We start from the raw sequence: 12,719 nt of genomic DNA, 5'->3' as shown, positions 1-12,719 counted from the left end.
CATCATGGTACGACGCGCGAGGGTGCGGTCGCGCCGGGAGATCGGTCGCGTGAGAGGAAACGGGTCGCACGGGGCACGCGACATCCCCGGCGCCGGATCATGACAAGGGACGATCCATGGACGACTTGCTGAATGAGTTTCTAACCGAAACCGCGGAGAGCATGGATCAGCTCGACGTCGAACTGGTCAAGCTTGAGCAGAATCCGAACGACCAGCAGATACTGAGCAGCATCTTCCGGATGGTTCATACCATCAAGGGGACCTGCGGGTTCCTTGGTCTGCCCCGGCTCGAATCCGTGGCGCACGCTTCCGAGAACGTGCTCGGCAAGATCCGGGACGGCGAGCTGGAGGTGACGGCGGACCGGATTTCCCTGGTCCTGGAATCGCTAGACCAGATCAAGGCGCTGTTGGCCGCGCTGGAGGCGACGGAGGCGGAGCCGGAAGGCGAGGATACCGATCTGATCGCGCGCTTGAATCACCTGGCCGAAACCGGCGAGGTTCCGGGCGCGCCCGACACGCCCGCGGCCGAGCCGGAACCGGAAACGGGGGCGGAGGAAGAAGCGCCGGCCGAGGACAGCGATGACCTGCAGGCCATTTTCGACGCGACGGAATACAAGGGGCCGGGCGATCCGCTGGCGGCCAAGAAGATAGCCGACGCGGCGGCGTCCGGCGCGGACGCGGACGATGGCCCCGTGGCGGAGGATAACGACGCCCTGCAGGCCATTTTCGACGCGACGGAATACAAGGGGCCGGGCGATCCGTTGGCAGCGAAGAAGCAGGCCGACGCGGCGGCGTCCGCCGATCACGCGGAGGCCCATAAAGCGGCCCCGCGCGCGTCGGCTTCCGGCCTACCCGCCAGGACCGGCGATCATGCGCCGGCACCCGCCGAGACGGATAAGCGGGACGACCACCCGGTCGAGCGCAAGGAAGGCGGCGGCGTCATTCAGACGATCCGCGTCAATGTGGATCTGCTCGAAAACCTGATGACCATGGTCTCGGAACTGGTGCTCACCCGTAACCAGCTTCTGCAGATCCTGCGCAGCCAGTCGGAGAGCGAGTTCGGCGCGCCGCTGCAGCGTCTCAGCCACGTCACGTCGGAGTTGCAGGAAGGCGTCATGAAGACGCGCATGCAGCCGATCGGCAATGCCTGGGCGAAGCTGCCGCGCATCGTGCGCGATCTGTCGGTCGAACTGCATAAGAAGATCGACCTGCAGATGATCGGCGCCGAGACGGAGTTGGACCGTCAGGTGCTGGAGATCATCCGCGATCCACTGACCCACATGGTGCGCAATTCCGCCGATCATGGGATCGAGACGCCGGATGTGCGCGCCGCCGCCGGCAAGTCCGAGACCGGCACCATCACCCTCAACGCCTATCACGAAGGCGGGCACATCCTGATCCAGATCAAGGATGACGGTAAGGGTCTGGCACTCTCCAAGATCAAGGAGAAGGCGCTCAACAATGGGCTGACGACCGAATCCGAACTGGAGGGGATGACCGAGCATCAGGTTCAGCAGTTCATCTTCGCCGCCGGCTTCTCCACCGCCGCTTCCGTTACTTCCGTTTCCGGACGCGGCGTCGGCATGGACGTGGTGAAGAGCAATATCGACAAGATCGGCGGCACGGTCGAACTGACCTCGGTCGAAGGGCAGGGCACCACCTTCACCATCAAGATTCCGCTGACGCTGGCGATCGTGAACGCGTTGATCGTCGAATGCTCGAACGAGCGCTTCGCGATCCCGCAGATCAGCGTCGTGGAACTCGTCCGTGCCTCGAACGACGGCGAGCACAAGATCGAGCGGATTCACGGCACACCCGTTCTGCGCCTGCGAGATAAGCTGTTGCCGTTGGTGACGCTGCGCAAGCTCCTGGACATGGAAGGTGACGACGGCGCCTATGCCCGCGAAGCCTATATCGTGGTCAGCCAGGTCGGTGCCTATACGTTCGGCATTATCGTCGATCGCATATACGACGCCGAGGAGATCGTGGTGAAGCCGACCGCGAGTATCCTGCGTAACCTGCCGATCTTCGGCGGCAACACGATCCTGGGCGACGGCAGCGTGATCATGATCCTCGACCCCAACGGCATCGCCCAGACGACGGGCGAGATCGCGGTCGCGGACCAGCGTGGCGAGGCTCGTGACGAGCACATGGATCTGGTCGAGGAGGATCGCGTGGCGTTGCTGCTGTTCCGGGCCGGCGGCGCGGCGCCGAAGGCGGTGCCGCTCGGCCTCGTCGCCCGCTTGGAGGAGGTCGATTTCGGCTCCGTCGAGTATTCCAACGGCCGGGCCATGATCCAGTATCGCGGCGTACTGATGCCTCTGGTGCCGATCCGGGACGGGATCGAGTTTCCCAAGGAGGGTAAGCGCCCGACGCTCGTCTTCACGGACCGCGAGCGCTCGATGGGTCTCGTCGTGGACGAAATCCTGGATATCGTCGAGGATCGTCTGTCGGTCGAACTCAGCGACAAGACCGACGGTATGCTGGGCAGCGCGATCGTGGCCGGCAAGGCGACCGAGATACTGGATACGACCTTCTTCCTCACCAAGGCTTTCCCGGATTGGTTCGCGGCCGACCGCAAGGCGATCGAGTCCGGCAAGGCGAAGCGCTCACGGTTGCTGTTGGTCGATGACAGCGCTTTCTTCCGCAATCTGTTGACGCCGATGTTGTCGGTCGCCGGCTATGCGGTGACTTCGGTGGAGAGCGCCGAGCAGGCGCTGGAACTCTATGAGCGGGGCGATATGTTCGACGCCATCGTCTCCGACATCGAGATGCCGGGCATGAGCGGTTTCGACCTCGTGGAGAAGCTGCGCGCCGGCGGCCGCTGGGCCAATGTGCCGATCGTCGCCGTCTCTTCCCACACCGAGCGGGAGGATCTGGAGCGGGGCCATGCCGTGGGCTTCACCGATTATGTCGCCAAGCATGATCGCGATGGTCTGCTGGCGGCGTTGGAGGAAAGCGCGGCCGGATCGGGTTATGATAGCGGTTCACGCCACGGTTGAGATGCGCCGCTGTCGGTTCGGAGGTCGTTCCGGATCGGTGATGGAGATTCTCGCTTCCATCGCCCCGAGGCGGGAACGCCTATACGTTGCAGGGCGATATCGCGGGGAGTAAGCTCGCTCCGAGCATTCGAGACGGCCCGCGGGTCGGTTCCGAATGGGTCGTGATCAAGGGGGCGACCCCGCCGGCCGGACGGCTCATGGGGGGCCGTCGCGACATGGGCGGACGCCGAAGAATAGCTTCGAGGGTAGCTTCCGATGAAAACCTGTCTCGTTGTCGATGATTCCCGTGTCATCCGCACGGTTGCGCGCAAGATCATCGAGGAATTGGGGTTCGAGGTGATTGAGGCCGAGGACGGCAAGGTCGCACTCGAAAAAAGCGAGGAGAGGCTGCCTGACGGCGTCCTGCTCGATTGGAACATGCCCAATATGGACGGCCTCGAATATCTGCGCGCGCTGCGGCAGCTTCCCGGCGGCGATAAGGTGTCGGTGGTCTTCTGCACCACCGAGAACGATATGCGGCATATCCAGGAGGCGCTGGCCGCCGGCGCGGACGAATACATCATGAAGCCCTTCGACGCCGAGATCGTGAAGACCAAATTCGAGATGCTGGGACTGACCGCATGATCGAGAGCGCGCCGCATTCGGCCGCATCGGGCTCGACAACCTCGGCATCGAGGGGCGGCGGCCAGGATTCCGGCGATCCCATTCGTGTTCTGGTCGTTGATGACGCGCTGGTGATTCGCGGGCTGATCGGGCGGATGCTCGAATCCGCTGGTGGCATCGAGGTGGTCTCCACCGCCGCCGATGGTCGCCGAGCCTTGGATTTGTTGGACCGCAACGTGGTCGATGTCGTGGTTCTGGATGTCGAGATGCCGGTGATGGACGGGTTGGAGGCGCTGCCTCAGATCGTCGCCAAACATCCGCGCGTGCAGGTGGTCATGGCTTCCACCCTGACCCAGCGCAATGCCGAGATATCCTTGAAGGCGATGGAGTTGGGTGCGGCGGATTATGTCGCGAAACCCAGCAGCAGCACCGAATTGCGCTCCGCCGACGATTTCAAGCATGATCTGGTGGCCAAGGTGCGCGCGCTTGGCCGGGTAGCCAAGCGCCGTGTCGGACGCGCGAGCACTCCGGCGCCCCAGAATCAGGGCGGCGCGCAGGGGGGCGTCCGCGCGGCGGCGCAGCCCTCGACGAGGGAGATCACGCTGCGGCGCTTTCCGGCCGCCTTTCGGCCGCATTGCATCGCTGTCGGCAGCTCGACCGGCGGTCCCCAAGCGCTTTTCACGGTGTTGAAGGACGTCGGGGCGGTCGATGTTCCGATTTTCATCACCCAGCACATGCCGGCGACCTTCACCCGTATCCTGGCCGAGCATATCGCGCGCGCGACCGGACGCGATTGCACCGAGGCACGCGATGGCGAGACGGTCCGGCCAGGGCACCTCTATGTCGCGGCCGGCGGCAAGCATATGCTGATCGAGGCCAAGGGCGCGTCCAAGATCCTCAGACTCGATGACGGCCCGCCGGAAAATTTCTGTAAGCCGGCGGTCGATCCGATGTTGCGCAGTCTGGTCAAGGCCTATGGCGGGAAGGTGTTGTGCGCCATCCTGACCGGCATGGGGGCCGACGGGTCGAAGGGTGCCGAGTTCGTGGCCGATTCCGGTGGCGTCGTGCTGGCGCAGGACGAGGCGAGCAGCGTGGTCTGGGGTATGCCGGGGGCGACCGCGCATCGCGGCGCCGCGATGCAGGTTCTTCCCGTCGGAACGATCGGCAAGAGCCTTAGGCAGGTCGCCGTCGGAGGGCGGCCATGAGGGTCGAGGATTTCGAGTATCTGGCGAAGCTGCTGAAGGACCGGTCTGGTCTTATCGTCGGCAAGGACAAGGTCTATTTGCTGGAAACCCGGCTGATGCCGGTCGCGCGGCGTCACGGCCTCAAGGGGCTGGACGAGTTGATCCCGAAGTTGCGCAGCGGCAGCGGCGGCGAGAAGCTCATGGTCGACGTGACCGAGGCGATGACGACGAACGAATCGCTGTTCTTCCGTGACACGCGCCCGTTCGACCTGTTTCGCGATCATGTCCTGCCGGGCATGATGCAGGCCAGGGGCGGTCAGCGGAAAATCCGAATTTGGAGCGCTGCCTGCTCCAGCGGCCAGGAGCCTTATTCGCTCGCCATCCTGTTGAAGGAGAATCAGGCGAAGGTTTCCGGCTGGCGCTTCGACATTGTCGCGACCGATCTGTCGAAGGAGATCGTCGATAAGGGCAAGGCCGGTCTCTATACCCAGTTCGAGGTACAGCGCGGCCTGCCGATTCAGCTTCTGGTGAAATATTTCCGCCAGACGGGCGACAAATGGCAGATCGACGCGGGGTTGCGCTCGATGGTTCAGTTCGGGGAATTCAACCTGTTGACCCATCCCCGTTCGCTCGGTCAGTTCGATATCGTCTTCTGCCGTAACGTTCTGATCTATTTCGATCAACCGACCAAGAAAAAGGTGCTGGAGGGGATTGCCGACATCATGCCGAAGGACGGTGTGCTCTATCTCGGCGGTGCGGAAACCGTGCTCGGCGTCACCGATCGATTCAAGCCGATCCCGGGGCTGCGCGGTATCTATCAGCGCAGCGATGGGGAGCCGGCGGTGAAAATGGCATAGCGCGGACGGCTGATTACTCCGCGCCGCCGGCCCCTCACGGTCTTTCGGTTCGTCAGCTTTCCCGATATGCGGCTTTCCCGATATGAGGCGAAGCTAGCTGGCCTTCTTGCGCGGCGGTTTCGCCGATGCCGCCTCCGGGTCCTGAAGCACATAGCCGCGGCCCCAGACAGTCTCGATGAAATTGGAGCCGTCGGCGGCGGCGGCCAGTTTCTTGCGCAGCTTGCAGACGAAAACGTCGATGATCTTCGCCTCGGGCTCGTCCATGCCGCCATAGAGATGATTGAGGAACATCTCCTTGGTCAGGGTCGTTCCCTTGCGCAGAGCCAGCAGTTCGAGGATTCCATATTCCTTGCCGGTGAGGTGGACCGGCCGCTCGTCGATCTCGACCGTGCGGCTTTCCAGATTGACGCCGAGGCGCCCGACCTGGATCTTCGATTGGGAATGTCCGCGCGATCGGCGCACGATCGCCTGGATACGCGCCACCAGTTCGCGTTTGTCGAACGGCTTGGTCAGATAATCGTCCGCCCCATAGCCGAGCCCCTTGATCTTGTCGTCCATCTGGCTGAGGCCGGAAAGGATGAGCACCGGTGTCTCGACCCGGCTATCGCGCAGGCGTCGCAAAACCTCGTAGCCGTCGATATCCGGCAGCATGATGTCGAGAATGATGAGGTCGTACTCGTAGATCTTGCCGATCTCCAGCCCGTCCTCGCCCATATCCGAGGTGTCGACGACGAAGCCTTCCGACTGTAGCATCATCTCGACGCTACGCGCGGTCAAATCGTCGTCTTCAACAAGCAGTACGCGCATGGCTGATGCTCCTTCGTGGAACGGCGTCCCCACCCCGTAATCACCCGGAAGCCGACCTTGCCACAATGGTTAACATCTTGCGCGGTTGCGTCCATGGGTTCAAGAAAAAGAGAGCGTGTAGCGCCGACTTGGGAATTTGCCCTGCACGGCGTGCGAATCCTCGGCTAGATTATGGAATCATGTCCGACGTCCTGGATCATCTTCACGGAAATTTACGACGGATTTCAAACCGCCGTGTTCATGGACGCGTGGCGGCGGTACAAGGCATGCTGGTGGAGGTCGAGGGGCTGCAAGGGCATCTCTCGATCGGTGACCGCTGTCGTATCGCGGCGCGCGGACAGCGGCTGGTGGTCTGCGAGTGCATCGGGTTCCGCGATCGCCGCGCGCTCGTCATGCCTTATCAGGCGTTGGAGGGGGTGGCGTTGGGCGCGCGGGCGGAGGCCCTGCCGGCGGAGCCGGCGGTGCGGCCGACCGATGCCTGGCTCGGCCGTGTCGTGAATGCCTTCGGGGAGCCGGTGGACGGCGGCGCGCCGTTGCCGCAGGGGGACGAGGCGGTGCCGATCCGCAGCGCGCCTCCCTCGGCCCATGCGCGCAATCGGATCGAGGGGAAGATCGACCTGGGCGTCCGTGTCCTCAATACCTTCACCACCTGTTGCCGTGGGCAGCGCATGGGCATCTTCGCCGGTTCCGGTGTCGGTAAATCGATCCTGATGTCGATGATGGCGCGCTTCTCCGAGGCGCAGGTGATTGTCATCGGCCTGATCGGCGAGCGCGGTCGCGAGGTGCAGGAGTTCATCCAGGACGAATTGGGCGAGGAAGGCCTGGCGCGTTCCGTCGTCGTGGTCGCGACCTCCGACGAAAGCGCCCTGATGCGCCGCGAGGCCGCGCATCTGACGCTGGCGGTGGCGGAATATTACCGCGACCGGGGGCTCGATGTGCTCTGCCTGATGGACAGCGTCACCCGCTTCGCCATGGCCCAGCGCGAGATCGGGTTGAGCGCGGGCGAGCCGCCGGCGACCAAGGGCTATACGCCGACCGTCTTCGCCGAATTGCCGCGCCTGCTGGAGCGCGCGGGCCCGGGCGCGGGGCCGGACAGCGGATCGATCACCGGCCTTTTCACCGTTCTGGTGGAAGGCGACGACCATAACGAGCCGGTCTCGGACGCGGTGCGCGGTATCCTCGACGGGCATATCGTGCTCGACCGGACGATCGCCCATCGCAACCGCTACCCGGCGGTCAATGTGCTGCGCAGCGTCTCGCGCACCATGCCGGACTGCAACGATGCGGCGCAGAACCGGATCGTCGATCGCGCGCGCCAACTGCTCTCCGCCCATGACGACATGGCGGAGCTGATCCGGCTTGGCGCCTATCGTCGGGGGTCCGACCCGCAGGTGGACGAGGCCATCAAGTATAACGGCGCGATCGAGGGCTTCATCGCCCAGGGCAAGAACGAACGCGCGAGCTTGGAGGAGGGATATCGCGCGCTCGCCGAGGTGCTGGATATGGACTATGGCGCGCCGAGCGACCCGTCGGAGGACGTGGACGACGGCGGCGAGGAACCGGATTAGGCGGGGGTGAGCCATGGCGCGCCGAACGCTTGAGACCCTGATCCGCCTCGGCCGGTTCGAGGTGGACGAGAAGCGCCGGGACCTCGGCCGTCTGCTCGACCGGGAGGCGGAGATGAAGGAGACGATCCGCCGCCTCAACGAGGAGTTGCGCGAGGAGCAATCGGTGGCCGCCACCATGCGCGACCAATTGCCCGGTCAGTCCTATGGTGCCTTCGCGGCCGCGGTGAAGCAGCGGAAGGTCGCGCAACTGGACAAGCTCGCCGAGCTTTATCCCGAGATCGAGCAGGCGCGCGCCGCGCTCGCCGATGCCTTCGGCGCCCTTAAGAAATACGAGATCGCGGCCGCCAATCGCGCCGAGGCGGAGGCGGCGGCGGAAAACCGCCAAGAAACCCAGGACCTCGACGAATTGGGGTTGAGCGCGCATCGTCGCCGGGAATAAGCCCCTGCCCATGGTGCCCGTGGGATCGTGACGCGGATCGGCGGGAATGGGTCGTGTTCCAGGGCCCGGAAGACGAAAACGCGCATCATGATGCGTCGATCAAGCCATCCCAGGGGACGGGCGCATGGAAGGGATAGAGACGGGGGGACGGCAAGCGGAGCCTTTCTCCGAGGCCGATCTGAGCTTGAGCGTGGCGGAACTTTCCGCCGTGCGCCTCGGCCGGCTCGCCCGGGTGCGCGCGCAGATGGTGGCGCACGATATCGGGGGACTCGTGCTGACCGACCCGGTCAATGTGCGCTATGCCTGCGACGCGCGGAACATGCAGATATTCACCGCGCGCAATCCGGCCCGCTATGTCTTCATCGCGGCCGACGGTCCGGCGATCATGTTCGATTTCGCGGGCGCGGAGCATCTGACGGTCGGCCTGGAGACGATCGACGAGATACGCACCGCCAAGAGCACCTCCTATGTCTCGCAAGCCCATCTGCAGGAGGGCGTGGTCGACGCCTGGGCGGCGGAGATCGCGGATTTGATGCGCGCCCATGGCGGCGGTTCCCGGCGCGTCGGGATCGAGCGTTTCGCGCCCGAGGTGGCCTTCGCCCTCCGCGCCCGGGGGGTCGAGGTGGTGGATGCCCAGGCCCCGGTGGAACGGGCGCGCGCCATCAAGGTGCCGCATGAAATCCGCATGATGCGGTCCTCCATCGCGGCGGTGGAGGAAGGGGTGGCGAAGTTGCGCGCCGCGATCCGCCCCGGTGTCACGGAGAACGCGGTCTGGACGGAGCTATGGTCCCATGTGATGGCGCATGACGCGGATTACGTGGAAACCCGGCTGCTGAATTCCGGCCCGCGCACCAACCCCTGGTATCAGGAGAGCGGGGAGCGCGTGCTGCGCGCCGGGGATATGGTCTGCCTGGATACCGACGTCGTCGGGCGGCATGGCTATTACGCCGATTTCTCCCGTAGTTGGATCGTCGGCGACGGCCGGCCGAGCGCCCATCAACGAACCCTCTATAAGCTCGCCCATGAGCAAGTACACACCAATATGGACCTGATTCGCCCGGGCATGAGCTTCCGGGAAATCAGCGAAAAGGGCTGGGTCATCCCGGAACGGTACGAGAGGAACCGTTACTATCTCCTCGCCCACGGCATCGGGATGACCGGGGAATATCCCTATATCCTCTATCGCAAGGATTTCGAGGCCGGCGGGTACGACGGCGTGATCGAACCCGGCATGGTGCTCTGCGTCGAGAGCTTCATCGGCGCGGAGGACGGCGGCGAGGGCGTGAAGCTCGAACAGCAGATCGAGATCACGGAGACCGGCTGGCGCCTGATGAGCCGCTTCCCCTTCGACGAGGACATGCTGGGCCGGGAGGTCTGATCGCGCCCTCGCGGCGCGGAGAGGAGGATGAGGGCACGGCCCTCAGAATCGCTCGACCCAGGGCCGCAACTCGATCTCCCAGGTCCAGGCGCTTCGGTGCTGGCGGTGGGTGAAGAGGTAGGTCCGCGCGATCTCGTCCGGGTTCAGCATGCTGTCCGGCCCCCATTCCGCCTCCAGCGCGGCCTTGCGCGCGTTCTCCGGATCGCTGATCGCGCCGTCGATCACGAAATGCGCGACATGGATATTCCGCGGCGCCAGTTCGCGCGCCATGGATTGCGCCAGGCCGCGCAGCCCGAATTTCCCCATGGCGAATGTCGCGGATTGGGGGAAGCCCTTCACGCTGGCCGAGGCGCCGGTGAAGAGGATGGTGCCGCTGCCGCGATCGACCATGCGCTTCGCCGCCTCGCTCGCCACGTGGAAGCCGGCGGTGCAGGAAACGGCGATCGCCTGGGCGGCCTCCTCCGCCGTGACCTCGACGAAGGGCTTCCGAACCCGGTAACTGGCGTTATAGACGACGAGGTCCGGGGCGCGGGGCAGGGCCGCGAACAGATCGGCCACCTGGGCCGGATCGGTCGCATCGCAGCGATGCGCCTTAGCCCCGATTTCCGCGCATAGCTCGTCGAGCTTGCCGGGAGCCCGCGCGGCCAGATGCACCGCCATGCCGTCGGCGGCGAAGCGCCGGGCGCAGGCCGCGCTCAGGCCCGGTCCGGCACCGACGATAAGGGCTGTCTCCGACTCGCTCATACCATGAGGGTCGCCGAAAGCCGCGACCGGGGCAAGGGGCCCGTTCACGGCTGGTCCGTGGCGACCTCCCGCCGGCTGAACTGGGCGTCATAGACCTGTTTCTGGCGCTTCAGCGCGGTCAGGGTGTTGCGCATCAGCATGGCGACCGTGACCGGGCCGACACCGCCCGGCACCGGGGTGATCCAGCCCGCGACCTCGCTGACGCTGTCGTAATCGACATCGCCGACGATCCGTTCCGTCCCGTCGGCGTCGGTGACGGCGTTGATGCCGATATCGATCACGGCGGCGCCGGGCTTGATCATCTGGCCGGTGACCAGGTTCGGTTTTCCCACCGCGACGAAGATGGCGTCGGCGCGGCGCGAATGGACGCTGACCGCACGGGTCATGTGGTGGCACACAGTGACCGTCGCCCCCTCCGCCATGGCGAGGAAGGCGATGGGCTTCCCGACGATCTCCGAATGGCCGATCACGACGACCTCCAACCCCTGGAGCGGCAGGCCCGTATGTTTCAGCAGTTCGACCGAGGCGGCGGCCGTGCAGGGTGCTAGATCGAGCTCATTATAGACGATATTACCGATCGAGGTGGGGTTCATCCCCTCCACGTCCTTATGGGGGTGGACGGCCGTCTGCAACGCCTTGATCGAGATCTGGGGCGGCACCGGGCGCTGGATGATGATGCCGGTCACGCGGGGATCGACATTCATGGTCTCGATCGCGACCTCCAGTTCGGCCTGGGTCACGTCCTGGGGGTAGTGCCGTTCCTCGAAGGCGATGCCGGCACGCTCCGCCACGCGGCGCTGGTTGCGGACATAGACGTCGACGGCCGCCACGTCGCCCACGGTCATGGAGACGAGGCGCGGGCTCCAGCCCGCTTCCACCATCGCCTCGATCTCGGTCTTCGTTTCGGCGATCAGCCGGTCCGCCACCGGCTTGCCACGCAAATCCCGGTCGCCCATTCGCTCGCTCCTTCGTTTCGATCGCCGGTTCCCACTCCACGCGCGGGGATGTAGCGCGCATGGACCCAAGCACCCCGTCGCGGGCGCGACCAGGATCGGCCGATCCGCGACCGATCCGCCGTCCGACCTATTTATCCTCGGCGAGGCCCTTGAAACCGCGCCGGATCAGGTCGCTCGCCGCCCGCCACAGCCCCTCGCGCCAGTCGATTTCGCGCGGATAGGCGGCGATGGCCGGCCCGTCCGCGCCGAGATCGCGCGGGCGTCCTTCCGAGATCGGACCGCTCGCCTGCAACAGAGTGGCCATGGAATAGGTACCGGCCTCCAGCATCACCGTCGCCTTCTCGCGGCCCGGCCCCTCGACATAGGCGGGAAGCCCGCCCGACGGCGCGGCAGCGGTCGAGGCGGCGGACGTGCCGCCCGGCAGGGTCAGCCCGGTCCAGCGCGATGCGGCTTCCGCGCTGCCGCCGCCGCGCGGTGCGATCCGCTCGATCTCCCCGAACGGGCCGGGACCGGTTCGCACATCGACGAACAGCAGACGCTCCCGCCCGGCCAGATGACGTGCCGCGATGGCCTCCAACACGTCCCGGCCCCAGGCGGGCGGGGCGAGGGAGGCGAGCGTGCGCCCCGCCAGCCGCTCCCGGTCGAAGCGTTGCGCCTGTTCATAGGCGGCGAAGCGCCGTTCCGCCGCGCTCAACATCCCATCCGACCAATCGGCGCGTGGCGCCGCGCCCCCGGGCCGCTGAGGCTGGGCGGGCATATCCTCGGCCGGCGGCCAGGCCGGGCCGGTCGGATTGACCGCATGGACCAGGAGGCAGGCCACCTCGCGCGGCAGGTCGCGGATCAGCCCCCCGGCCAGAACGCCCCGCACGACGCCCGCCCCGGCGAAGCCGGCCCCGCCGCCGGCCGCGGGAAACAGAACCAGCATTCGCGTTGCCTCGGGCGAGCCGAGACGCGCGACGTCGCAGAAGAAGGGCGCGCGGACGGGGGCGGACGCGCCCCCCGTGCCGGCCCTTCCATCCGCCGGATCATGGCCGGGGAAGGAATCGACGCGCAGCCCGATGCGGTCGCAGGCGGCCAGGAATCCGGCGCGCGCGGTCGCGACATCGTCGCTGAAGAAACTGGCCCCCTCGGCCATGACAGGTCTCTTCCCTCAAGATAAGGCGGCATCCGGCGGATCGGTC

At 65.7% G+C, this 12,719-nt stretch carries 11 protein-coding genes; 7 read left to right on the top strand and 4 right to left on the bottom strand.

Going from position 1 to position 12,719, the window contains the following annotated elements; translation table 11 throughout:
- Positions 1-116 precede the first annotated feature (116 nt).
- The 4 genes from KAJ83_RS03550 to KAJ83_RS03535 all read left to right on the top strand — a co-directional run bounded on the left by KAJ83_RS03550 (position 117) and on the right by KAJ83_RS03535 (position 5,646).
- The gene (locus KAJ83_RS03550; protein ID WP_210680618.1) at positions 117-3,002 is read left to right on the top strand and encodes a hybrid sensor histidine kinase/response regulator; all 2,886 of its coding nucleotides are present in this window, start codon (positions 117-119) and stop codon (positions 3,000-3,002) included.
- Between the two features lie 255 nt (positions 3,003-3,257).
- Positions 3,258-3,626, top strand: a complete 369-nt coding sequence (locus KAJ83_RS03545; RefSeq protein WP_210680617.1) for a response regulator — start codon at positions 3,258-3,260, stop codon at positions 3,624-3,626.
- The gene (locus KAJ83_RS03540; protein WP_210680616.1) at positions 3,623-4,810 is read left to right on the top strand and encodes a protein-glutamate methylesterase/protein-glutamine glutaminase; all 1,188 of its coding nucleotides are present in this window, start codon (positions 3,623-3,625) and stop codon (positions 4,808-4,810) included. The genes KAJ83_RS03545 and KAJ83_RS03540 overlap by 4 nt, the downstream gene beginning before the upstream one ends.
- The gene (locus KAJ83_RS03535) at positions 4,807-5,646 is read left to right on the top strand and encodes a CheR family methyltransferase (protein ID WP_210680615.1); all 840 of its coding nucleotides are present in this window, start codon (positions 4,807-4,809) and stop codon (positions 5,644-5,646) included. The genes KAJ83_RS03540 and KAJ83_RS03535 overlap by 4 nt, the downstream gene beginning before the upstream one ends.
- A 93-nt stretch (positions 5,647-5,739) precedes the next feature.
- On the opposite strand, the gene ctrA is transcribed toward KAJ83_RS03535, so the two are convergent.
- Positions 5,740-6,453 carry a response regulator transcription factor CtrA gene (gene ctrA / locus KAJ83_RS03530; RefSeq protein ID WP_210680614.1) on the bottom strand — a complete coding sequence of 238 codons (714 nt, stop codon included), beginning with the start codon at positions 6,451-6,453 and terminating at the stop codon, positions 5,740-5,742.
- Between the two features lie 179 nt (positions 6,454-6,632).
- Here ctrA and fliI point away from each other — a divergent pair, with 179 nt between their 5' ends.
- The 3 genes from fliI to KAJ83_RS03515 all read left to right on the top strand — a co-directional run bounded on the left by fliI (position 6,633) and on the right by KAJ83_RS03515 (position 9,838).
- Positions 6,633-8,021 (top strand): flagellar protein export ATPase FliI, encoded by a 1,389-nt coding sequence (gene fliI / locus KAJ83_RS03525; RefSeq protein ID WP_210680613.1) that lies wholly within the window; start codon positions 6,633-6,635, stop codon positions 8,019-8,021.
- Positions 8,022-8,034: 13 nt separating this feature from the next.
- Complete coding sequence (locus tag KAJ83_RS03520; protein ID WP_210680612.1) at positions 8,035-8,460, top strand: flagellar FliJ family protein; 426 nt, start codon at positions 8,035-8,037, stop codon at positions 8,458-8,460.
- Between the two features lie 124 nt (positions 8,461-8,584).
- Complete coding sequence (locus KAJ83_RS03515; protein WP_210680611.1) at positions 8,585-9,838, top strand: M24 family metallopeptidase; 1,254 nt, start codon at positions 8,585-8,587, stop codon at positions 9,836-9,838.
- Positions 9,839-9,880: 42 nt separating this feature from the next.
- Here the strand turns inward: KAJ83_RS03515 and KAJ83_RS03510 are convergent, their stop codons facing one another.
- The 3 genes from KAJ83_RS03510 to KAJ83_RS03500 form a co-directional block, all read right to left on the bottom strand.
- Positions 9,881-10,582, bottom strand: a complete 702-nt coding sequence (locus KAJ83_RS03510) for an SDR family NAD(P)-dependent oxidoreductase (RefSeq protein ID WP_210680610.1) — start codon at positions 10,580-10,582, stop codon at positions 9,881-9,883.
- Between the two features lie 44 nt (positions 10,583-10,626).
- Positions 10,627-11,538: a bifunctional 5,10-methylenetetrahydrofolate dehydrogenase/5,10-methenyltetrahydrofolate cyclohydrolase gene (locus KAJ83_RS03505; RefSeq protein WP_210680609.1), complete on the bottom strand. Its 912-nt coding sequence runs from the start codon at positions 11,536-11,538 to the stop codon at positions 10,627-10,629.
- 127 nt (positions 11,539-11,665) lie between these two features.
- Positions 11,666-12,673 (bottom strand): DUF2817 domain-containing protein, encoded by a 1,008-nt coding sequence (locus KAJ83_RS03500; RefSeq protein ID WP_210680608.1) that lies wholly within the window; start codon positions 12,671-12,673, stop codon positions 11,666-11,668.
- Positions 12,674-12,719 lie beyond the last annotated feature (46 nt).

This window comes from Marivibrio halodurans (genome assembly GCF_017963645.1).
Classification (GTDB): domain Bacteria; phylum Pseudomonadota; class Alphaproteobacteria; order UBA8366; family Aestuariispiraceae; genus Marivibrio; species Marivibrio halodurans.
Note: the sequence above shows the minus strand (reverse complement) of the source record. Positions and strands in the feature narration are given on the sequence as shown.